This is a genomic window from Aerococcus urinae (assembly GCF_001543175.1).
GTDB classification, from domain to species: domain Bacteria; phylum Bacillota; class Bacilli; order Lactobacillales; family Aerococcaceae; genus Aerococcus; species Aerococcus urinae.
On the sequence record NZ_CP014161.1, the window covers coordinates 1569418 to 1591004 of the forward strand.

General features: G+C 45.1%; 21 protein-coding genes, 1 rRNA gene and 1 riboswitch. Of the genes, 2 read left to right on the forward strand and 20 right to left on the reverse strand.

The annotated features are described in order from the left end of the window. Positions 1-37 precede the first annotated feature (37 nt). A 16S ribosomal RNA gene (locus tag AWM73_RS07150) occupies positions 38-1585 on the reverse strand. Between the two features lie 439 nt (positions 1586-2024). On the opposite strand from AWM73_RS07150, the gene AWM73_RS07155 reads away from it, so the two are divergent. After that, positions 2025-2396 carry a thioesterase family protein gene (locus AWM73_RS07155; RefSeq protein ID WP_060778704.1) on the forward strand — a complete coding sequence of 124 codons (372 nt, stop codon included), beginning with the start codon at positions 2025-2027 and terminating at the stop codon, positions 2394-2396. A 56-nt stretch (positions 2397-2452) separates the two neighbouring features. Here the strand turns inward: AWM73_RS07155 and AWM73_RS07160 are convergent, their stop codons facing one another. The 13 genes from AWM73_RS07160 to AWM73_RS07220 form a co-directional block, all read right to left on the reverse strand. Further along, positions 2453-3778, reverse strand: coding sequence for a hemolysin family protein (locus AWM73_RS07160; protein WP_060778705.1), 1326 nt, complete (start codon positions 3776-3778; stop codon positions 2453-2455). A 202-nt stretch (positions 3779-3980) separates the two neighbouring features. After that, a complete protein-coding gene (locus AWM73_RS07165; protein WP_060778706.1) occupies positions 3981-4751 on the reverse strand; it encodes an ABC transporter permease subunit in 771 nt (256 codons plus the stop codon). Then, a complete protein-coding gene (locus tag AWM73_RS07170; protein ID WP_060778707.1) occupies positions 4748-5644 on the reverse strand; it encodes an ABC transporter ATP-binding protein in 897 nt (298 codons plus the stop codon). Before AWM73_RS07170 ends, AWM73_RS07165 begins: the two co-directional genes overlap by 4 nt. Further along, complete coding sequence (locus AWM73_RS07175; RefSeq protein WP_060778708.1) at positions 5644-5847, reverse strand: PLDc N-terminal domain-containing protein; 204 nt, start codon at positions 5845-5847, stop codon at positions 5644-5646. Before AWM73_RS07175 ends, AWM73_RS07170 begins: the two co-directional genes overlap by 1 nt. Further along, complete coding sequence (locus tag AWM73_RS07180) at positions 5840-6577, reverse strand: MerR family transcriptional regulator (protein WP_076340269.1); 738 nt, start codon at positions 6575-6577, stop codon at positions 5840-5842. The genes AWM73_RS07175 and AWM73_RS07180 overlap by 8 nt, the downstream gene beginning before the upstream one ends. Positions 6578-6838: 261 nt before the next feature. Beyond that, positions 6839-7342, reverse strand: coding sequence for a QueT transporter family protein (locus AWM73_RS07185; RefSeq protein WP_060778710.1), 504 nt, complete (start codon positions 7340-7342; stop codon positions 6839-6841). Positions 7343-7349: 7 nt separating this feature from the next. Continuing rightward, positions 7350-7394: riboswitch (PreQ1 riboswitch) on the reverse strand. A gap of 37 nt (positions 7395-7431) precedes the next feature. Next, the gene (locus AWM73_RS07190; RefSeq protein WP_060778711.1) at positions 7432-7950 is read right to left on the reverse strand and encodes an MFS transporter; all 519 of its coding nucleotides are present in this window, start codon (positions 7948-7950) and stop codon (positions 7432-7434) included. A gap of 393 nt (positions 7951-8343) precedes the next feature. Further along, entirely contained in the window at positions 8344-8940 is a 597-nt protein-coding gene (locus AWM73_RS07195) for a DUF2179 domain-containing protein (RefSeq protein ID WP_060778712.1), read from the reverse strand. 137 nt (positions 8941-9077) lie between these two features. Then, positions 9078-9434, reverse strand: a complete 357-nt coding sequence (gene acpS / locus AWM73_RS07200) for a holo-ACP synthase (RefSeq protein WP_060778713.1) — start codon at positions 9432-9434, stop codon at positions 9078-9080. A gap of 13 nt (positions 9435-9447) precedes the next feature. Further along, a complete protein-coding gene (locus tag AWM73_RS07205; protein ID WP_060778714.1) occupies positions 9448-10974 on the reverse strand; it encodes a DEAD/DEAH box helicase in 1527 nt (508 codons plus the stop codon). A gap of 130 nt (positions 10975-11104) precedes the next feature. Continuing rightward, positions 11105-12508, reverse strand: coding sequence for a UDP-N-acetylmuramoyl-tripeptide--D-alanyl-D-alanine ligase (locus AWM73_RS07210; RefSeq protein ID WP_230080710.1), 1404 nt, complete (start codon positions 12506-12508; stop codon positions 11105-11107). Continuing rightward, positions 12498-13568: a D-alanine--D-alanine ligase gene (locus tag AWM73_RS07215; protein ID WP_060778715.1), complete on the reverse strand. Its 1071-nt coding sequence runs from the start codon at positions 13566-13568 to the stop codon at positions 12498-12500. Before AWM73_RS07215 ends, AWM73_RS07210 begins: the two co-directional genes overlap by 11 nt. Before the next feature lie 2 nt (positions 13569-13570). Continuing rightward, the gene (locus AWM73_RS07220) at positions 13571-14344 is read right to left on the reverse strand and encodes a hypothetical protein (protein WP_060778716.1); all 774 of its coding nucleotides are present in this window, start codon (positions 14342-14344) and stop codon (positions 13571-13573) included. 70 nt (positions 14345-14414) lie between these two features. Here AWM73_RS07220 and AWM73_RS07225 point away from each other — a divergent pair, with 70 nt between their 5' ends. Continuing rightward, positions 14415-15125, forward strand: a complete 711-nt coding sequence (locus tag AWM73_RS07225) for a hypothetical protein (protein WP_060778717.1) — start codon at positions 14415-14417, stop codon at positions 15123-15125. Positions 15126-15546: 421 nt separating this feature from the next. On the opposite strand, the gene AWM73_RS07230 is transcribed toward AWM73_RS07225, so the two are convergent. The 6 genes from AWM73_RS07230 to AWM73_RS07255 form a co-directional block, all read right to left on the reverse strand. After that, positions 15547-16254 (reverse strand): class A sortase, encoded by a 708-nt coding sequence (locus AWM73_RS07230; protein ID WP_013670108.1) that lies wholly within the window; start codon positions 16252-16254, stop codon positions 15547-15549. A 191-nt stretch (positions 16255-16445) separates the two neighbouring features. Further along, entirely contained in the window at positions 16446-16712 is a 267-nt protein-coding gene (locus AWM73_RS07235) for a type B 50S ribosomal protein L31 (RefSeq protein ID WP_013669986.1), read from the reverse strand. Between the two features lie 104 nt (positions 16713-16816). Next, positions 16817-18118 carry a transcription termination factor Rho gene (gene rho, locus AWM73_RS07240; protein ID WP_060778718.1) on the reverse strand — a complete coding sequence of 434 codons (1302 nt, stop codon included), beginning with the start codon at positions 18116-18118 and terminating at the stop codon, positions 16817-16819. 30 nt (positions 18119-18148) lie between these two features. Next, positions 18149-19414, reverse strand: a complete 1266-nt coding sequence (locus tag AWM73_RS07245) for a UDP-N-acetylglucosamine 1-carboxyvinyltransferase (protein WP_060778719.1) — start codon at positions 19412-19414, stop codon at positions 18149-18151. A gap of 989 nt (positions 19415-20403) precedes the next feature. Then, a complete protein-coding gene (rpoE, locus tag AWM73_RS07250; protein ID WP_060778720.1) occupies positions 20404-21045 on the reverse strand; it encodes a DNA-directed RNA polymerase subunit delta in 642 nt (213 codons plus the stop codon). Between the two features lie 48 nt (positions 21046-21093). Beyond that, entirely contained in the window at positions 21094-21534 is a 441-nt protein-coding gene (locus AWM73_RS07255; protein WP_060778721.1) for a DUF1934 domain-containing protein, read from the reverse strand. Positions 21535-21587: the final 53 nt, after the last annotated feature.

Genomic DNA, 21587 nt, shown 5'->3' on the forward strand with positions numbered 1-21587 from the left:
AAGAAGACTCAAATATGTATTCCGAATATATCCTTAGAAAGGAGGTGATCCAGCCGCAGGTTCACCTACGGCTACCTTGTTACGACTTCACCCCAATCATCTGTCCCACCTTCGGCGGCTGGCTCCAAAGGTTACCTCACCGACTTCAGGTGTTACAAACTCTCGTGGTGTGACGGGCGGTGTGTACAAGACCCGGGAACGTATTCACCGCGGCGTGCTGATCCGCGATTACTAGCGATTCCGGCTTCATGTAGTCGAGTTGCAGACTACAATCCGAACTGAGAATGGCTTTAAGAGATTCGCTTGCTTTCACAAGGTCGCTGCTCGTTGTACCATCCATTGTAGCACGTGTGTAGCCCAAGTCATAAGGGGCATGATGATTTGACGTCATCCCCGCCTTCCTCCGGTTTGTCACCGGCAGTCTCGCTAGAGTGCCCAACTTAATGCTGGCAACTAACAATAAGGGTTGCGCTCGTTGCGGGACTTAACCCAACATCTCACGACACGAGCTGACGACAACCATGCACCACCTGTCACTTTGTCCCCGAAGGGAAAGCTCTATCTCTAGAGTGGTCAAAGGATGTCAAGACTTGGTAAGGTTCTTCGCGTTGCTTCGAATTAAACCACATGCTCCACCGCTTGTGCGGGTCCCCGTCAATTCCTTTGAGTTTCAGCCTTGCGGCCGTACTCCCCAGGCGGAGTGCTTAATGCGTTAACTCCGGCACTGAAGGGTGGAAACCCTCCAACACCTAGCACTCATCGTTTACGGCGTGGACTACCAGGGTATCTAATCCTGTTTGCTACCCACGCTTTCGGGCCTCAGCGTCAGTGACAGACCAGAAAGTCGCCTTCGCCACTGGTGTTCTTCCATATATCTACGCATTCCACCGCTACACATGGAGTTCCACTTTCCTCTTCTGTACTCAAGTTCCCCAGTTTCCAATGCACTTCCACGGTTAAGCCGTGGGCTTTCACATCAGACTTAAGAAACCGCCTGCGCCCCCTTTACGCCCAATAAATCCGGACAACGCTTGCCACCTACGTATTACCGCGGCTGCTGGCACGTAGTTAGCCGTGGCTTTCTGGTAAGATACCGTCAAGACTGGAGCAGTTACTCTCCAATTTGTTCTTCTCTTACAACAGAGCTTTACGATCCGAAAACCTTCTTCACTCACGCGGCGTTGCTCCGTCAGGCTTGCGCCCATTGCGGAAGATTCCCTACTGCTGCCTCCCGTAGGAGTTTGGGCCGTGTCTCAGTCCCAATGTGGCCGATTACCCTCTCAGGTCGGCTATGCATCATTGCCTTGGTAGGCCGTTACCCCACCAACGAGCTAATGCACCGCAAGGCCATCGATAAGTGACAGCAAAGCCGTCTTTCCAAAGGTCACCATGCGGTGACCTTTCCTATGCGGTATTAGCACCCGTTTCCGGATGTTGTCCCCCGCTTATCGGTAGGTTCCTTACGTGTTACTCACCCGTCCGCCGCTAACGTCAGAAGTGCAAGCACTTCGTCGGTTCGCTCGACTTGCATGTATTAGGCACGCCGCCAGCGTTCGTCCTGAGCCAGGATCAAACTCTCATGAAAGAATCATGAGCGTTGATAGCTCATTTGTTTGCTGACTAGTTATAGTCTGGTCTAGACTTATTGTTTGAATTGTTGGTTCATCAACAAAATGTTGATGCCCTACACATTTGGTTCGTCTTCTTTGTTCAGTTTTCAAAGGTCTAATCTTACTGCCTTCTGTGACAGCGACTTAATTAGTATACCATAGCTTTTGAATGTTTGTCAACAACTTTTTTGAAAAAAATTTTTTATTTCAATTTTTTTGTTGGCAAATCTCTCAGCCAGGAACTATATTATATAATCATTCAGAAGATTTTGTCAATAACTTTCTGAAATATTTTTTTGCTGGGGAGCTATTCGCTCTCAAGCAACTCTAATAGATTACCAGCTTATTTAGACATTGTCAACAGCTATGGTATAATTAATTTAAACTTTTATAATGCGCCCAAGGAGGATTACTATGGATACCTATTTTACTGTTTTACCCCACCAATTGGCTAACCAAGTCGGCTCGGGAAGTTTAGAAGTGCTTTCCAGCCCCTGGCTCTTAGGTTATTTCGAAAATGCAGCCGTACGTTTTTTGAAAGATCACTTAGAGGAAGACGAAACGACCGTGGGAACTTATGCCCAGTTAGAGCATTTGGCTCCTAGTCTCTTGAATGAAGAAATTCGTATTCATTGTGAATTGGTTGACCACGATGATCGTCATTATCATTTCCAAATGCAAGCCTATTGCCAAGGCCAATTAATTGGTCGTTTAGACCACCGCCGCGTGAAAGTTAATAAGGAAAGCTTTATGAAGAAAGCCCAAGATAATTCATCCCTTCAATAGAAAAAAGCCTAAGTGGCCAGCGTATTTAAGCGCTCAAGGTCAACTTAGGCTTTTTCTTATTCGTTGTCGTCTTCTTCACGAGGTTGGTAGTGGACTCTGATTTTACGAATCCGTCCATCATCTACATCAGTCGTGGTGAAGAGATAATCGTCGACTTGGATGCTTTCATTAATAGTGTCTTGGGGAAAGCGGCCCAGGTGTTCAATAATAATACCGGCCATCGTATCGGAGTCGCCCGAATAGATATGGGCATTGAACAGCTGATTAAACTTATCAATCGGCATACTTCCGTCAATGATATAGGTATCATCACTAACCTTCTTATATTTAAAGGACATTTCATCGTACTCATCTTCTATGTCCCCGACAATGACTTCAATCAAGTCTTCCAAGGTCACTAAACCGACCACTCCCCCGTATTCATCTTTTAAGATGGCCATGTGGAGGTGGTTACGCTTAAACTCTAAAAGCAAATCATCGATAAAGACCGTTTCCGGTGCAAAGTAGGGCTCGCGCATGATGTTTTCCATTTGAATATTTTCAAAGCCTACCCGGTTAGCTTCCCGTAAAACGTCCTTGGCATGAACAATGCCTAGAATATCGTCTTTGTCATCCCGGTAAACCGGAATCCTGGAATATTGGGACTGAAGAATGAGCTGCAAGTTCTCCTCGCGGTCATCTTCAATATCCAGCATAAAGGTATCTGTCCGCGGCACCATCACGCCCTTAGCTAGCTTGGAATCCAAAGAAAGCACCCCTTGCATCATCCGAAATTCATCCATATCAATGATTCCGTCATTGCGGCCACTCTCAATTAACTTCCGCATTTCAGAACGAGTCAAGCGTTCTTCTCTTTGGGTAAAGTCGATCGGTGCGATAGCCTTTAAGACGTCAGTCGAGGCGGTTAATAACCAGACGAAAGGGGTGAACACTTTATTTAAGAATGATATTGTTCCTGCCGAAAATAGGCAGTACTTCTCTGGTATTTGGATGGCGACTTGCTTAGGAAAGAGCTCCCCAAAGACAAGGGAGATATAAGACAAAATCACCGTAACAATCGCTGTAGCCAGAATTTCGGCAGCGGGAATATTGGTTAAATAGGGCAAGATGTAGCCCACAAAGGTATTGGCAGCCGATGCCGAGGATAAGAACCCAGCAAAGGTAATCCCCACTTGAATAGTCGACAGAAAATCATCCGACTTATCCAATAATTGGACCACTTTGATGGCGCGGCGGTCGCCGTCTTCAGCCAATTGATTGATCTTCCCTTGATTAACAGAAACAAAGGCCATTTCTGCCCCAGCTAAGAAAGCGTTAATTAAGGTTAATACCAGTATTAAAATTATTTGTCCTAGGATCGAAGAGGCCCCCGGATCTTCCATATATCATTTCTCCTTCATTGCTTCAAAAATGTCTTTATATTAGTCTAGTATATTATAATTTTTTTCACCCGTCTATACTTTGCTTCAAGCATTATAATAGGAAAAGCTAGCTTTTCCCTGATTCATTTTGCCTTTCTATAAAAAAGCCCGGACCAGCCGGGCAAAGCACTTTCTAATTAAATGGACCACTAGACAGGATTGGCTACAATTGCCGGCGGTTAAAGAGGGGGAAACTGAGACAGAGACTGCCCAGGATCAGCCCTCCCGTAGTATAGATTGCTTGACGGCAGTCTTCAAAATCCAAACCTTCTCCCAATAAGGCCTTGCCTTCCGTTAAGAGGATCGGAGAATAATCCTTACTTTGTGGGAAGACACTCAGCACATAAAAGACTAAGAGACTAGCAAATAAGGTCACTAGGACCCCACTAGAGGAAGTTGCCAGGGTGGAAGATACGAGGAGAAGACTGACAACCAAAAGCCCAAAGCCATACCAGGCTAAGAGGGCAAGGGTTAAATCGTCCTGGTTAACATTGCCCAAATAATATTGGGTATAAGTTAAGGTGGTTAGCCAGCAAATGCTATAGGCCCCGGTCCAAAGCGTGACCAAGAAGATAAATTTGGCGAGAAGGAATTGGCTCCGTTTCAAACCCTTGGTCAAGACCAGAATCAAGGTCCCCGTCTGATATTCCTTGGTCAAAAGCTGACTCTCTAAAAAGACAAAGCAGAGCATGGCTAAGGGGAGGTTCTTAAAAAACTGCTCCCAGGCCATGGAAGCCGTCACTTCCACCGCTTGGACCTGGATGGCTAGACCGTTGTCTTGGTTAGCAATTTGTTCCAGCATCCAGGGGGTCGCCAAGGCCAAGGCGGTATTCATTAAACCAATGACAAAGAAAACCAGAACTAAAATAAAGAGCTGGCCACCCCGCCACTGGGCTAAAAACTCCTTCTTCAGTAAAGTCATTAATGTCTTCATCGAACCACCTCTTGAAATAAATCATCTAAAGACGTCTCCACCCGCTCCACTTGCCTGAGCGCTAAATCTTGGTCAGCCAACCAGGCTAAGACTACTTTCAAGGGATAATCTTGGCTAGAAAAGCGTAACTTACCTGCCTGGTTGAGTTGGCTCTTAGGAAAGGCCGTCTGAAAGCTTAAGCGGTCTTCAACCTGATCCAGTTCGACCTGGTAGCTGGGTCCACCCACCTGATGGGTCAAAGCTTCCAGCGGCCCAGCTAAGGCAATCTGCCCCTGGTTTAAGAGGGCCACATGGCTACAGACCTTTTCCACGTCTGACAAGATATGGGTGGAAAAAAGCACCGTGGTTTCCTGACGGATATTAGAGAGAATCGCTAAGATATCGCGCCGCCCCAAGGGATCCAAGGCGGAGGTAGGTTCGTCACAAATTAATAATTGTGGCCGTCCCATTAAGGCTTGAGCAATCCCTAGCCGCTGCTTCATTCCCCGCGAATAGCCCTTGATCCGTTGCTTATCTTGGGCTAGGCCTACCAGGTCTAAAAGTTCCTGGCTCCTTTTCTTGGCATCCCTGACAGACATACCAGCAATTTGCCCTAAAAAGCGCAGGTATTCTTCCCCATTCATAAAGGGATAAAAGGCCGGCACGTCCGGAAGGTAGCCGATATAGCGGTTGGTTTGGGTCTGGCCATAGCTGACCCGCTCACCTTTAACAAAAATTTGCCCCTGGTCGGCAGGCATTAAGCCTAGGATAAGTTTCATGGTCGTGGTCTTCCCCGCTCCGTTTCTTCCGATAAAACCAAAGACACTGCCCTGGGGAACCGTCAAGGATAAATTATCAAGGATGGTATGACCACCGAATTTTTTGGTCACATGGTCCAAGGTCAAAATTGCCATCAGTCCTCCTCCTTACCAAATAGTAGATAGAGAATAGGGCCAACAAATTGCATAAAGACGACCACCACGACCAACCAGAAGGTCCGCCCCCCTCTTTTATAGGTCTTATGGGTGAGGATATGGTGGAGGGTGTAAACTAACAAAGCAACTTGTAAGACGATAACGGGAATTAAAAAGGGTAAATATTCACTCACATTATTCATAATGGTCTCCTTCTTTCTGAGCGAGAGTTTCCACGCAATAGCCATGGTAGTGGCAATGCGGACAGGTTAGTTTCCGGGTATAGGGGGTATGTTTAGCAAAGATGGCCGCCTTCAAGTCCGGCTGAAAATCATCATGGCATTCCGGACAAATATAGGCCACCTGCTTGAAATAATAACGGCTAATGCCCAAACCATAAGGAATCGCCAGGATAAAATAAAGGGCCATCCAGGCAAAGTTCCCCTGGGTCAGGAGTAAGAAAATCGCCAAACCTGCTAAGAGGCTAATCGGCAGGGCCGTTAACAGGATAAAGAGATGTAATTGTTGAACATGTTTGCGTTTATTCATCATTTTGGCAATGCTCGATAAACCGGTGGCGGAAAGATCAGTAAATGAATGGAGGCTTTTTTGCAGGGCTCTAAGTCGGTCAAGCTGAACTTCTTCTTGCTGGCGCTTAAGCTCCAAGGCTTGGATCTGTTGGTCGATTAATAAATCAATCAAGTCCCGGGCATTGTCCTCATCTAAGACCTGTTTGATATCGTCTAAGGAAAAGCCCAGGTCCTTCAAAAAACAGATCGTCTTCATTTGATTGAGGTCGCCTTCGGAATATAAGCGGCGGCCCCCTTCAGAAATACTGGTTGGAAAAACCAGACCGCGTTTGTGGTAGTACTGGACCGTTCTCACAGTCACCCCCGCTAATTTAGCCAATTCACCACTTGTATAAGTTGCCACAGGTTCACTTCCTTTCTTCTCATCATTAAGCATTGCTTTTCCTCCTTTCTGCCTGTAGATTAGCTTATGACGCTAGGTAATAAGCAAGTCTTTTCCCAAATTTTTTTGAAAAAATTCCCTTTTTTAGAAAAAGACATCAAGAGTTAGTCTCATTTTCTTTATTGATTTTATATACCCTTTGAATATATCCTATTTAAAAATCTGGATAAAAAAAGCTAGGACAAAGCCTAGCTTCAAATACAAATTCTTTATTCAATTATATTAAGCAATTTTTTCGTGGAAGTGGACTTGACGGTCGATCCAGTACATTAGTGGCGCTGTGATCGCTAAAACAATCAGCTCGCTGACCACTAAGGTGAAGTAAGTGTACCAGAAAGGCAATTGGAAGGCTAGATTCAGTTCAAAAGCCACAATGAAAATCATCAACGAGAAAATCACTGTCGTTGCTCCTAAGCGAGCCTTAACCGAAGGGAGCTTAGGATAGATCCAATCACAGATTAAGAAACTGATGACGGTATGGAAGGTCCCAAAGACCAGGTCATACCAACCTAAACCATTGGCAAAACCATAGAAATTGGCAATGAAGACACCTGCCACCACACCCCATTTATAGCGGCGGTCAAAAGCATTCAAATGGTTCAGCCCTTCAGATAAGCGAAATTGGATCGGTCCATAGGCGATTTGAGGGGCGATAAAATAGATCACCACATAAATCGCCGCCACTAGGGCATTAATCACTAAGGGCCGGGTTTTGTTCTCTTGCATAGTATTTTTCCTCCTAGTTTTTTTACGTTGGATGGTTTCGAACAACGCACTCCCCATTGTAACACAATTATTTCTTCAAAAAGAAGGCTTTATTCTCCCGCAAAAAAGAACTTCTTGATGCTATAGGAAACAACAACTACCCCTAGTCCAGCTAAAGTAAAGCTCTGCCATTGGATGAGGGGAATGATCTTGCCAAATACAACATTAGCTAAAGGTGAAAATAAAGAGCTGAAAACAAAGAGCAATGAAAATACTCGGCCTAAAAACTCCTGGTCGCTATGCTTTTGTATAATCGTGAACACCTTGGCGACTGGGGAATTGATGGCCAAAGCAAGGCTCAAAATCGCACTGGTAAGAATTAATATCAATTGATCAGCAAGATAATCTTTATATAATACAGAGCAGACTAAGCAAGCTATAAAGCTCATTAAGTCTGAAAAGATTAATAATTTTTTTCGATTCAGTTGATCAACAAGCGGGCCGACTAGAAGATTGGAAAACAATAAAATTGAAGTGCTAATACTATTTATTTTTCCTAATAAAGCCGTATTTTGAGTTTGAGAAACGAGGAACCAATTGATAGCAAATAAGTAAAGGGTATCCCCCAATTAAGGAGACCCCGTAATTTGCCAGTAAAGGCAGACCCTGTCTTAAAGCTAACTTTTTATTTCCTCCCATAAGCAATTCCCTCTTTTCGCTTGTTTAAATAAACTGACCAGAAATCACTTTCCTGGACCACTAATCATCGATTTCTAATCATCACTGAGCCTGAATTTTTGATTACTTTTAAATTAATTTAATGATTATATACAGAGTCTTCCTCCTTGTCAATTGCCATAAGAAAACAGGAAAACCCCTAGAGTCGTTTAACTTTTTCAAGTTTGACTCTAGGGGCTCACTAAGATATAACAGAAAACATGCTTTCTACTATTTTATTCTTCCAATCCCACACAAGCTCGGGCCTCGTCCGAGGAAAGTTCTTAGCAAGTGGCTTTGATTGCTTAGTCTCCCTTGTCCTTGCTTTCATCCTCCCCCTGCCTTTTACTTTTTTTCCTCATGGGTTTTCTAGGATGGGGAAGACTGGGCCGCAAACGCTTGGTCCAAAAGCCACCGTGGATATACTTGGCATCATAAGAGATATAGAAGACCTTGGGATCAATGGCTTCAATGGTACGGCAGACTTGCTGTTCTCTGGACCGCGGAGTTAAGACCGTCATGATTAAGCGGTCACCATCCCGACCATAACCGGTCTGCACGGTCACCCCATAACCCTGTTGGCGCAGACTTTGGGCTAAATGATTATCCGTCGACTGGGTAAAAATCTGAATCACCGCGTGGCCAAGAGCGATCTTATCCTCTAAGAGGATGCCCAGGTAAATCCCAATCCCGTAACCTAGGGCATAGACCACCAGGTAGATGGGGGTATCCAGGTATTTCATGACCACCGAGAGCCCGATGGTATAAATGGTTACCTCAATCATGGCGATAAAGGGCGCAATGGACCGGTAGCCCCGCATGGCTAGTAGGGTACGGATGGTATTGAGCATAATGTAAATTAAGTTAATGCCAAAGATAAACAGTAAAATATAAAGATTCATAGCCTTCCTCCTTCCTAGTAAAATTAGCACAGATCAGATTGTAATTAAAGAAATAATAAATAAAAAAGCAAAATGAATAAACAAAAAACTACAGCCAATCGGCAAAATGCTGCCGGAGACTGTAGTTCTAGCATTCTTTATTCTTCTAAGACCACAAAGGCTTGGGCATAGTCATCGGTATGGGTGATCGAAAGAAAAATCTTGCCCGAATAGGCGGCGGTATTCAGGCAGGGGCGGCCCTTTTGGTCATTTAATATTTCCAGGTCCTGGAAGGATAGGGATAGGCCAATGCCGGTCCCCAAGGCCTTGGCAAAGGCCTCTTTAGCCGCCCAGCGTCCCGAAAGGAATTCCATCTGACGCTTCCAGCTGCTATTAGCTTCCATGGCCTCTCGTTCACTTGCTGTTAATACCCGATTGGCAAAATCAGGGCGCTGTTTTTGCGCTTTTTCAATCCGTTTGATGTCAACTAAGTCGGTACCAATTCCTTTGATCATGGTCGGCTGTCCTTTAACGAATGGTAAATGATTGCTTAGTGGATTGGTTTTTAGCCGGCTTGTTGCCTTTCTTAGCCTGGCTGCGTTTTTTGTTGCCAGTGTGCTTAGACTTGCCTTGGCCCTTATTATTTTTAGGTCTTGGCTTGGAGTGGTGATTTCTCCCCTTATGCTGGCCTCGGTTCTTAGAGTGGGACTTGCCACGGTTTTTGTCGGAACGTTTCCGCCCTAAAGGCCGCTCAGGCGTGATGGACACCTTGACATCATTTTTATCCTTCATTTGTGAGCGAACCACAGCCAGGGCTAATTGTTCAGCCGTATAGTTTTCGCTGAGGTAGTTCACCACTTCTTCATATTGGTCATCACGGTCTTCTTCTAAGAGTTCCTCCACCGCAGCTAGAGATTGCTTGATTTGCCCAGTGAAGGCTTCTTCTTCCGTTGGTGGACGGAGAGGAGACATTTTTTTATGGGTTAAGTTTTCAATAGTACGCAGGTAACCCATTTCATGATTTGAGACAAAGGTAATGGACATACCGCCCTTACCTGCCCGTCCCGTCCGGCCGATCCGGTGGACATAGCTTTCAGGGTCTTGGGGAATATCATAGTTATAAACATGGGTTACGTTACTAATGTCTAAGCCACGGGCCGCCACATCAGTAGCCACTAAAATTTCCAAACGGCCGTCTTTAAAGTCCTTCATAATACTGGAGCGTTTCTCCTGGGATAAGTCCCCATGGATTCCTTCGGCCTGGTAGCCGCGTTCAATCAGTCCGCGACTGACTTCATCGACCCGGCGTTTGGTCCGAGCAAAGACAATAGCCAGTTTGGCATGGCTAACATCAATGAAGCGAGTCAAAAGATCAAATTTTTCCCGGTCATGACACTTGGTAAAGTACTGGTCGATGGTATCTGCGGTCATTTCCTTGGCTTCGATTTTGACCGTTACCGGATCTTGCATGAAATGCTCACCAATGCGTTGGATTTCCTTAGGCATGGTGGCTGAAAAGAGCAAGGTTTGCCGGTTGGACGGCGTCGCGCGGATAATGGTTTCAATGTCTTCGATAAAGCCCATATTAAGCATCTCATCAGCTTCATCTAAAACCAAGGTTTCGATAAAGTTTAGGTTTAAGACCTTGCGTTTCATTAAATCAATTAACCGGCCTGGCGTTCCCACTACCACAGGGGCGCCTTTTTTAATTTGGTGGATTTGCCGACGGATATTGGCCCCACCGTATACATTAACGGTGCGAACGCCTTTTTCCTTACCCAGGCGATAAAGTTCTTGGCCATTTTGGATGGCGAGTTCCCGGGTTGGGGCGATCACCAAGGCTTGGATGTGATCGGTATGGTGGTCGATTTTTTCTAAGAGGGGGAGGCCAAAAGCAGCGGTTTTTCCGGTACCGGTTTGAGCTTGGCCTAAAACATCCCGTCCTTCTAAGGCGTAGGGAATGGTTTGTGCTTGGATGGGGGTGGCTTCTTCAAAGCCCATATTCTTAACCGCTTGAAGCAGTCTAGGATCTAAATTAAGTTCTTCAAATTTCATTAACGAAGAGATTCCTCCTTATTATTAAAAAAGAGTCGCCTGCATAAGGCGAGCTCTTATGTTCTTGGTGTATTCACTTGTTCTAGTATAGCACGAATTGCATAAAATTGCTGGTTAAAGCTTTTTATCCTTAAGCTTTTAAGGCAGCAACCACTTCAGCCAGTCCCATACCGTGGCTGGCTTTGACCAGGATTTGGTCTTGGGAGTGAACTTGGTCTAATAAGTCCTTAATTAAAGCGGCCTTATCTTCAGGATAGTAATGAATTTTGTCTTCGGGATAGCCCTTATCCTTTAGAGCTCTCGCCAAGGCTTGCATCTCCTGACCATAGAGATAGACCCCGTCAATATGCGGGCTATCAATCTCCTCAGCAATGCTAGCATGCATGCTGGCGCTGTACTTACCTAATTCTAACATATCCCCTAAGACCAATACCTTATGGCTGGTGACAGCGGGACGTTCTAATTGTGAGAAATTACGGATAACTGCCCGCATAGCACTGGGGTTGGCGTTATAGGTATCGTTGAGAATTTGGATGTCATCCTTACCCAATAACCACTCACTGCGGTTAGCCGTCAGCTTAAATTGACTCAGGGGTGTCTTAATTTGTTCCACCGCTAAGCCTTGGCTATAAGCTACCGCACAGGCCATGAGGGCATTCTTCACATTATAATCCCCACTCACGGGAATGGATAATTCCACATTGGGGGACAAGTTGGTATAAAAGTGAGTATGCTCGCGCTCATTGACAATATTTTCGGCATAGACATCCTCAGAGTCATCCAGTCCTACCCGGATCTTTTTGATTTCCGGCATCTCGACCACCGCTTGGTCAATCAGGGGCTCGTCGCCTGGGTAAATGAAGGTGCCGTCTTCCTTTAAGCCTTCTAGGATCTCTAGCTTGGCCTTGGCAATATTTTCCCGCGAGCCGAGAAATTCAATATGGCTCTCCCCGATCATAGTAATCACCGCAACATCCATGGGACAGAGTTGGGCGAGGAAACGAATTTCACCAGGTCCTGACATCCCCATTTCGACTACCAAAACTTCAGTATCTTCCGGCATGGAGAGGATAGTAAAGGGAACACCCAGCTGGTTATTATAATTGCCCTGGGTCTTATAGACATTAAAGGTGGTTGATAAGGTAGCCGCGGTCATATCTTTAGTCGTGGTCTTGCCAGCGGAACCGGTAACGGCAATCACCTTAGGCCCAATGAGACCTAGATAATATTTGGCCAGATCAACAAAGGCGGTGAAGGTATCTTCCACCTGGATAACCGGGATCTGGCTAGGCGCATCGGCGGGATCATTGGCCCACAAGGTGGCTTGGGCCCCATGGTCGATGGCATCTTGGATAAAATCGTGACCATCCCGAGCCGCTTTGAGGGGGATAAACAAGCCCCCTGGCTTTATTTCTTTAGAATTAAAGGCTACCGATGTAATCAAGTCATGGGCGGACCTTGAGTCATAGTCCAGGGCCCCAACGGCTTTGACAATCTCATTGATGGCTAATGCTTTCATCTGATCACTGCTCATTTTTCAATCCTTTATAAGTTTCAAAACGTTCTAAGCCTAATTGGATTAATCTTTCCAGCAATTGGTCATAAGGAATACCAGTGGCTTCCCATAAGGATGGATACATGGACCATTGGGTGAAGCCAGGCATGGTGTTGACTTCATTGATGTAAATATCCATATTATGGGTGACAAAGAAGTCCACCCGGGTTAAGCCACTAGAATCAATGGCCGCATAGGCCTTAGCAGCGTAAGCACGGATCTTATCCATAATCTCACCAGGGAGGTCAGCAGGAATGGCTAATTCTACGGTATTATTGATGTATTTTTCCTCGTAGTTATAGAAACTCTTAGACTTGACCACTTCCCCGGCCACTGAGGTTTCAATGGCATCATTACCGAGCACGGCCACTTCTACCTCACGGGCTTCTACTCCTTGTTCCACAATTACCCGCCGGTCATAATTAAAGGCCAACTCAATGGCTTGAATTAATTCTTCCCGGTCATTGGCACAGGAAATCCCCACACTGGACCCGAGGTTAGCGGGCTTGACGAAGATGGGATAAACCAATTCCCCTTCAATCCGGGTGAGGCTTTTGGCCCGTTCTTGGTCCCATTCAAAATGTGTCAATGAGGTAAAAGGCACTTGGGGAATTTGCGCTTGTTGGAAGAGCTGTTTGGAAATAATTTTATCCATGCCCGCTGCACTAGCGAGAACACCCGCGCCCACATAAGGCACATTCAAGCTTTCAAATAAGCCTTGAATCTTACCATCTTCTCCGTGGGGACCGTGTAAGGCTGGAAAAGCAATGACTTCTTCCCCGTTAAAGACTTGGCAAGGACTGACTAAGTCGCCATGTTCAGGGTCATTAGTGTCCAATTCAGAGTTAAAGCGGAGCGGAAGGTCCGCTTCTGGAGCTTGGTCAATCGCCGGCCCCTTAATCCATTGATTGGCCTGAGTAATGTAGACAGGCAACAAAGTATGCTTTTGATAATTAATATGCTTAATAATTGATTGCGCCGTCATAATAGAAATATCATGCTCAGCACTTTGTCCTCCGTATAGTAAGACAATCTTCATAATTAGCCTCCAAATATTTCGTTCGAAAGTTCTTTAATCGACCAACCCTTAGCTGAATCATAGGTCAGCTTGGCTAATAACTTGGCCTCTGATAGTCGATTGATGGTTTCATCCACTTGGTCCTCTACCAAATAAATCGGAATAACTAGGTCACTTTGCCGGGCCCAATCCACCTTAGAAAAATCAAAAATAGCCCCTTCATAAAGCAAGGGTCGTAATTCTTCTATTATTTCCAGTGAGGGGAGGGGGATTTCCTTAGTGCTTAAAGAGCTGCTTAAGAAAAACAGTGGCCGCTTACCTACCCCGCTATCTTCCACACAGGCTTTAATTCTAAGTGCCAATTGATAGAAAAATTCATTGATATAGCGATAATAAACCTTTACCAGATGATTTTCCATGGGTAGGCAGACATAATTATTCTGCAATTTATAGAAGAAGGGTGAATGCCAGTGCCGGTTGGCATGACTCAAATAGAGCATTTCGGCAATTTCACCGGGATCTAACTGATGCAATAACTCCTGAGAATCATAATCAATCCATTTGACATGGGGATGAGCCACGCTTTCCTGTTCAATCAAGAAATCAGAAACGCTTTTTTCTCCGCGAATCAGTTCAAAACGTGTATAATCATCAAAGGAGCCCATATCTTTAGGGCTAGACAGGAGCACTAAATTACGGGGCAACTTCTTCATGGCCTTTTTTAGGTGCAAAACCCCCAGACCACGACTGGTTACATGATTACTTGTTGGATCAAGCAAAATATAAATATAATTCATAACCACCAGCTCCCTCCTCACAGTACCATATAATGATACCAAACTTTAGACAGGAGTGACACATCTTTTTATGAAAGGCGCTCATAATATTCACTTGCTCGCCCTCCCCTTCCAAAAACATTACTATACTTATCTCTCTCAAACCCCCATCAAAGGAGCGATCATGGTCCATGACCTCCCTATCGCCTACCACAATTTAGTCAACCAGGTGAATGGTGGCTATAGCTCTAAGGGCTATTTCAAGAGTCCTAAACCCAGCCCCGACGCCCTAGATGCCGTCTACATTCCCTATATTGCCGGTCTCTACCCCAGGCCCGTCAACCGCCCCTACCTGGTACCCAACCTTTTGGACCAAGAGGCCTTCCAATTTTCCCAGGAATTAGGCGACCAGGAGATTATCTTCTATGAAGACCAGGCCGCCGTGGCTTACTTGGCCTTCCCCGATGACTTAAAGGGAAGCCGGAGTGAACCAAAAGTTTACTATCAAAATTTTGCCACAGGGCAAAAACTCTTACTGGCCCAGGACTTTGAGACTTTTCTTGGCCTGGGACAAAAACGGCACTTTCCCCTACCCGCTCCCCCGATCGACAGCTACCACCGGGCTAACGCCGCCTTTCTCCACCTCAATGGTGTGGCTGATTTAGACAGGCTCCTCCAACGTTACTGGCGCCATCCCAACCAGACCTGGTTTTTAAAATGGGTCACTTACTTTAGCCAGCACCCAGAGGAAAGTTACCGTGACCTGGCCCAGGTCTACCTCAAAGACTTGGAAAAGAAATAAATCACCAACAATCGCTCGAGTCAGACGGCAAAACACCTTAAGAAGACTGCTTCAATCAAGCCTTCTTAAGGTGTTTTTTGCTTGTGTTTAATGCCAAATTTCATCCGCTAGTCCAGATTAGTCAGGCTTATGCTCATTTAATGACTAGCCGGGAGAGGTAAATACTCAATGAGTAAAATTCTTTGAAAGCGCTGTTTTTTTGTTAGGGTAAGGATGTAACAATTATGTAATAAAAAGCCATTCATTAAGAGGAGGAAAACTTATGAAAGAGAATAATAACAATACCCTGCGCTATATTTTAATCTTTGTGGTGGGTTTAATTATCGGATTATTAATTAGAAGTTTATTTATGTAATCGCGACAATCAAAAAACTGCCCCTTGTCCATATGACAGGAGGCAGTTTTTTTGTTAAGAAGCTGCTTAGCTGAAGTATTCGATCACTTCTTTAGGAGCCTTCTCAAAAGGCCATTGTTTAACCAGTTTCCCTTGGACGATATAACGCATGGCGGCGGAAGTGGATTCTTCACAAGTCACCAGGGTCACTATCGGTTCCTTGGATTCAAGCGTCACCATGTCTACCCGGCTAGGATCGGTTTTTTGGGCATAGAAGGTTTCATACTCATAAATGTTCTTCATATCAGTCAAGTAAATTTTATCCCCTAAAGAAGTATTTTCCACCATAGGGGAGAGCAACAAGCCTGGCGCTATGGCATCCATATTATGGCTGGCCAAGGGATAATTATTGACCCCCATCTCTTGGTTGGGGTAAAAGGTCCCTGCTCCACTTAAAAGGACACTCTCACTTAAACCATTCATCACCGAAATCGAAATATTTTGTTTGGGCATAGCCAAGGCTCCGATCACATTGAGTTCGTCACTGCCTTCACGGATTCGTTTCCGGGCTGCCCGGACCATTTCAGGGGTTACCATAGTCACTTGGTTAGGGTCGTAGTTCCCTGAGTTATCTTCCTGGTTCTTGAGAACTTGGTCACGGTCGACATTGCTTAGGGCATAAGTTTTTTGGTTAATATACACTTGCACAGCGGGAACATATTGGTAAATGATAAAGCCGATTCCTACAAGAATCAGGAGAATTCCCAATATGCGACTCCAGTTAATCTTCTTCATAATAACTCCTTTATTCTTCATAACGAAATCGTTCTAATTATTACCCACTTATTATAAAAAAACAAGTCAGGAAGTTGAAGTAAAGACTTTTATAGAAAAAGTTTAAGTAAATCCTTAAAAATTTAGGAGCGGAGCTCTCAAAGTATAAAAAAAGAGCTTGGCATAAATGCAAGCTCCTTCTTGTAATCTTATTAGTCTTTCTTGGCGTTGGCGTCGGCGAAACCGTATTTCTTGTTGAAACGGTCCACACGTCCATCGGCTTGGGTGAATTTTTGACGTCCGGTATAGAATGGGTGGGAGTCGGAAGAAATTTCCACACGAATCAATGGATAAGTGTTACCGTCTTCCCATTCAACGGTTTCATCAGAAGTTTTTGTGGAACCAGATAGGAATTTAAAACCTGTACTTGTGTCCATAAAAACGACTGGATGGTAATCTGGATGGATATTTTGTTTCATTAGTCGTCTACTCTCCTTTGCGCCCTAAATCTTTTTCAATTTAGAGATTATTTTTACATAACAGCAATATACTATCACAGAGTTTTTTTGATTTCAAGACTTTTTTATTTTTCTTTCAAGGCTTGACCAAAAGATGCTAAGCGTTCGATAAATTGTTGGTTAGTCTGGGTTTGCGATAACTCATGGATGAAGCTCTCGGTATACTCTTGGCTATTGCCCTGCATGCCTTGACGGAGTTGCCAGAGAGCTTCTAGGGCTTGGTCACTTAAGAGCAGTTCTTCCTTGCGGGTGCCGGATTTCTTAATATCAATAGCTGGGAAAATCCGCCGCTCGGCCAGTTGCCGGGACAAGTGTAATTCCATATTGCCGGTGCCCTTAAATTCTTCATAAATCATGTCATCCATCCTGGACCCGGTATCGGTTAAGGCCGTCGCTAGGATGGTCAAAGATCCACCATCTTCAATATTTCTGGCGGAACCGAAGAAGCGCTTGGGGCCGTATAAGGCAGCCGGGTCCAGACCTCCGGATAGGGTCCGACCGGAAGGCGGCTCAATCAAGTTATATGCCCGGGCCAGACGGGTAATAGAATCCATCAAGACGATGACATCCCGCTTATCTTCGACCAAACGCCGGGCCCGTTCCAAGACCAATTCCGCTACCCGGACATGGTTATCAGGTTTTTGGTCAAAGGTCGAGCTGACCACTTCCCCTTGGACACTGCGCTCGAGGTCAGTCACTTCCTCAGGACGTTCATCGATTAAGAGAATAATTAATTCGGCCTCAGGATAGTTTTCACTAATCCCATTGGCGATTTCTTTTAAGAGAACCGTCTTGCCTGCCTTGGGAGGGGCCGCAATTAAGCCCCTTTGGCCGAAACCGACTGGGGCGATGAGGTCAATCATCCGGGTAGATAGGCGCTTAGGCGCTGACTCCAAACGCAAGGCCTGGTCAGGATAGATAGGCGTTAAGGCTGGAAAATGCGAGCGCTGTTTAGCTTCTTCAGGATCCTTGCCGTTAACCCCATAGACATGCATCAAGCCTAGATAGCGTTCATTGTTCTTAGGCGGCCGGGCTGTCCCTGAAACCAAATCCCCATTCCGTAAGCCAAAGCGGCGCATCTGGGAATTAGAAATATAAATGTCTTCTTGGCTGGGGGAATAGTTAATCGGGCGCAAGAAACCAAATTCGTTACCGGTAATATCCAGAATGCCCTCCACTGAAAAATAGCCCTGGCTTTTTTCTTGGGCCCGGATAACGGCTAGAATCAGTTCCTTTTTATTCATTTGACTGTAGTAAGGAATCTTATATTCCTTGGCGTAGTCATAGATTTGCTTGAGGGTGAGGCCTTCCAGATCTTCCCAGGTTAAGAGCTCATCTTTTTCAAATTTTGCTTTCTTCTTAGTCATAGGCACCCTTTCTTAAAGGAGTAAAGGCCCCTAGTCATCGATATCAACCAGGTCGATCTTGGCTCCTAATTTCTGTAATTTTTCACAAATGTTATCGTAACCCCGTAAGATGTGCTCCGCCCCGTAGAGGTCGGTCCGTCCAGAAGCAGCCAAGCCGGCATTGATCAAACAAGCCCCTGCTCTAAGATCAGAGGCAGTGACCTTGGTACCGGTTAAGGACTTAGGACCCTTGATATGGATGGTGTCGTCTACCACATGGATATCGGCTCCCATCCGTTGTAATTCAGGGACATGGTTGACCCGTTTAGGATAGATGGTGTCCTCGATCACGCCACTCCCATGGGCAGTAATTAAGAGTGGGGTTATCGGTTGCTGAAGGTCAGTCGCAAAACCGGGATAAGCCGCGGTTTTAATATTGACCATCTCCAGGTCATCCGCTTGGGGATGGACATAGATCTTGTCTTCGTAAACATCCATCTTGACGCCCATTTCACCCATCTTGGCCACTAAACCTTCAATATGTTCAAAGATCACGTTCTTCACATAAACCCCTTGGCCAACCAGGGCAGCGGCAGTGAGATAGGTTCCCGCTTCAATCCGGTCTGGGATAATGGCATGGCTGACCCCGTGTAAGTGGTCAACCCCTTCAATCCGGATAGTTGAGGTCCCTACCCCTTTAATGTTAGCCCCCATCTTATTTAAGAGGGTGGCTACGTCAATAATTTCAGGCTCCCGGGCGGCGTTATCGATCACAGTTTGCCCCTTAGCCTTGACAGCCGCCAACATAATATTAATAGTCGCTCCGACACTGACAACATCTAAATAGATATCAGCTCCCGTTAAGCCGTTAGGGGTGGAAAAGTGGATAGCCCCATTTTCGCTTTCAATTTTAGCACCTAGGGCTTCAAAACCTTTAATATGGAGGTCAATGGGACGGGGGCCCAGGGAACAACCACCCGGCAGCCCCACGGTGCCCTCGCCATATTTAGCCAGTAAGGCCCCCATAAAATAGTAGGAAGCCCGCAGACTTTGAATCTTCCCTTCAGGCATGGGAACATTTTCCATTTGGCTGGGATCAATACGTAGGACGTGCTCTTGAAAATCAGCACTCACATTAAAATCTCTTAAAATACTAATCAGCGAATCAACATCATCAATCGTTGGAACAGCCTCTAAGACAACAGGACTATCTGCCAGAATAGCAGCAGGAATCAGCGCCACTGTACTATTCTTAGCCCCAGAAACTAAGACTTCTCCGCTAAGTGGTCGTCCGCCTTCGATAATAAATTTTTTCATTTCGTTGATAAAATTCCTTTCACAAGTGAGGATTTGAGGATTGGGGGGTAAAATAATTATACTGATTTATTGTATACTAAAATACCAAGTCAGTCTATATCGATGTATTCTCGCTTTTAACTTATTCCGGCTTAAACCCTTTTCTTAGTAAAAGTAAAAATAAAAGCTGATTCAATCTCTTTCTCCTCCTAAAAGCCCTTGCTATCAAGCCTAGTGTCCTATCAGGCAAAATAAGTTCCAACTAACGAAATCGATCACAAGAACATCCACCAGTTCAGTCCCCGGTAAAAGCCTCCAAAAAATTCTTAATAAAAAATTTAGCCTTTTTAGCAACTAAATCGAGAAAATCCCAGTCATCCTCCTAAAAAAGACTTTGTGAAGAAAAAAGAGTGCGACGGGTGCGCCAAAAGGCAAGACCGCTACGCATACTATATCTGTACGTCGCTTTGCTTCCTACAGCTATAGCAACTGGAGCTAAAGGTCAACGAATTCTCAAAGAGAATTCGTTGACCTTTAGTGAAGTGGACGCTTGCCTTGCACCCGGAGCAGGTTTGAAAAGGATGTGAGGACGCCGTCAGAGACTTGAATTGCTGGAGGAAAATACCATAAGCACAGCTATAAGGATGAGAGGAAGGACCAGGGAGGGCGATTCCTTGGAGGAAAAGATGATAAGATCAGCTTGCTGATCGTTCAGATTTTCTGAAAGGACATCCCCTCCCCCTTCTGAACTCAACTACCTGTGCGTTGGGATTTTCTGAAGCAACTTCAAGGCTGGCGTCCGAGCTCAACTAGAGTGCGACAAACGCAAAAGGAGTCCGAAACTTTTGTCCCAGACTCCTCTTAATTTGGCTACACTTGTTTAAACGTGCTCCAGTCACAGGACGAACGTCCACTTCAAAAACTGCCAACGCTCAAACCAGTTGAGCTTATGACAGTTTTCTCCAGTGTTTTCGTCCTCTAGCGTGACTGTCGCACTCTTTTTTTAAGATTTAGAAGTCGTGGTCGTCTTCCTCTTCGTCTTCCAAGTCCTCATCATCGAGAATGGTTAAGTCACCTTCCAGACCATCTTCTAAGTCATCTTCGGTTTCATCATCACCTAACTCATCCAAGTCCGATTGGTAATCTTTCAATTCGTCATTTTCGTCACTATCTTCATCGTCGTCATCCACGTCGACATCGTCATAGTCTGCTTCATCGTAATCCTCATCATCAAAGTCTTCTTCATAAGCATCAACATCTTCTGGATCATCGGCATTGTAGTCGATCATGTCCTCATTGCCTTCATCAAAGACATTGACTTTCTTACGACGGGAAGTCTTATGTTTTTCTTTGATATCTTCATCATCCATGGAAGAAACAATGGCTTCGTTAATAGAATCAATTGGGTACCAAGCCCGTAAGCCCCAGCGGTTTTCACCCAAGGAAATGAAACTCCCATCAGTATTTAATTCGGTATAGAAGGTGACCATGCGTTGAGCCACTTGGTCATCGGTCAAGTCAAGATATTCTTGCACAGCTGCTAATAATTGATTGAAATCATAAACTTCATTACTCTCAGCCAAAATTTCATAAGCCACTTCTAATAAAGACAGCTCCTCCTTATTTTGGTGGTCTAGGCGTTGTAAGTTCACTCAAGCGTCATCCTTTCAGGCTAAAAAATTTGTCATACTCTATCTATTTTACACTACATCATAAGTATATTTCAATTGCAATTGATATTGACCCAATTCTTGGTCCAAGTCTTCAAAAATTCGGTAGTGACAGTTAATCCTGCCCCCTCCTTCAAACTCTTCTACCTCGATCTGGTCCAGTTCACTCGCTAGGCTTAAGTTAGGCAAACCCTTGATCCGGTAGAGGAAGCTCTGCCTTTTCCCCAATGCTAAGGGAATCGTGGCCTGGACAGACTGACCCGAGCGCTTAATGGTTAGGCCCTGCTTGTGGTCAAACTTCAACCGCACCCAGCTCTTGGCCCCTTGAAAATCTTCTTCATATTCAATAAAGAAAGCGTGGGGGTGGGCAAAGTATGTGCCTTTTTGGTCGATGAGCAATTCCTGCTTTTCCCCCGCTTGCTGGATGTGGTTGACACCACGGATATGGATGGTCTCCTTCATTCTGCTCATTAGTCCACCTCTTACTCTTTCACTGTTTGTTACTAAGCAGTCTATTTCTCTTC

Excerpts from the sequence above, each read along its gene's own strand:
- AWM73_RS07185 (WP_060778710.1), bottom strand. The coding sequence starts at position 7,342 with ATGCAAGAGAACAAAACCCGGCCCTTAGTGATTAATGCCCTAGTGGCG.
- AWM73_RS07215 (WP_060778715.1), bottom strand. The coding sequence starts at position 13,568 with ATGAAGATTGTCTTACTATACGGAGGACAAAGTGCTGAGCATGATATT.
- AWM73_RS07255 (WP_060778721.1), bottom strand. The coding sequence starts at position 21,534 with ATGAGCAGAATGAAGGAGACCATCCATATCCGTGGTGTCAACCACATC.
- AWM73_RS07165 (WP_060778706.1), bottom strand. The coding sequence starts at position 4,751 with ATGAAGACATTAATGACTTTACTGAAGAAGGAGTTTTTAGCCCAGTGG.
- AWM73_RS07155 (WP_060778704.1), top strand. The coding sequence starts at position 2,025 with ATGGATACCTATTTTACTGTTTTACCCCACCAATTGGCTAACCAAGTC.
- AWM73_RS07225 (WP_060778717.1), top strand. The coding sequence starts at position 14,415 with ATGAAAGGCGCTCATAATATTCACTTGCTCGCCCTCCCCTTCCAAAAA.
- AWM73_RS07245 (WP_060778719.1), bottom strand. The coding sequence starts at position 19,414 with ATGAAAAAATTTATTATCGAAGGCGGACGACCACTTAGCGGAGAAGTC.
- AWM73_RS07230 (WP_013670108.1), bottom strand. The coding sequence starts at position 16,254 with ATGAAGAAGATTAACTGGAGTCGCATATTGGGAATTCTCCTGATTCTT.
- AWM73_RS07220 (WP_060778716.1), bottom strand. The coding sequence starts at position 14,344 with ATGAATTATATTTATATTTTGCTTGATCCAACAAGTAATCATGTAACC.
- AWM73_RS07175 (WP_060778708.1), bottom strand. The coding sequence starts at position 5,847 with ATGAATAATGTGAGTGAATATTTACCCTTTTTAATTCCCGTTATCGTC.
- AWM73_RS07195 (WP_060778712.1), bottom strand. The coding sequence starts at position 8,940 with ATGAATCTTTATATTTTACTGTTTATCTTTGGCATTAACTTAATTTAC.
- AWM73_RS07210 (WP_230080710.1), bottom strand. The coding sequence starts at position 12,508 with ATGAGCAGTGATCAGATGAAAGCATTAGCCATCAATGAGATTGTCAAA.
- rho (WP_060778718.1), bottom strand. The coding sequence starts at position 18,118 with ATGACTAAGAAGAAAGCAAAATTTGAAAAAGATGAGCTCTTAACCTGG.
- AWM73_RS07235 (WP_013669986.1), bottom strand. The coding sequence starts at position 16,712 with ATGAAACAAAATATCCATCCAGATTACCATCCAGTCGTTTTTATGGAC.
- AWM73_RS07160 (WP_060778705.1), bottom strand. The coding sequence starts at position 3,778 with ATGGAAGATCCGGGGGCCTCTTCGATCCTAGGACAAATAATTTTAATA.
- acpS (WP_060778713.1), bottom strand. The coding sequence starts at position 9,434 with ATGATCAAAGGAATTGGTACCGACTTAGTTGACATCAAACGGATTGAA.
- AWM73_RS07170 (WP_060778707.1), bottom strand. The coding sequence starts at position 5,644 with ATGGCAATTTTGACCTTGGACCATGTGACCAAAAAATTCGGTGGTCAT.
- AWM73_RS07205 (WP_060778714.1), bottom strand. The coding sequence starts at position 10,974 with ATGAAATTTGAAGAACTTAATTTAGATCCTAGACTGCTTCAAGCGGTT.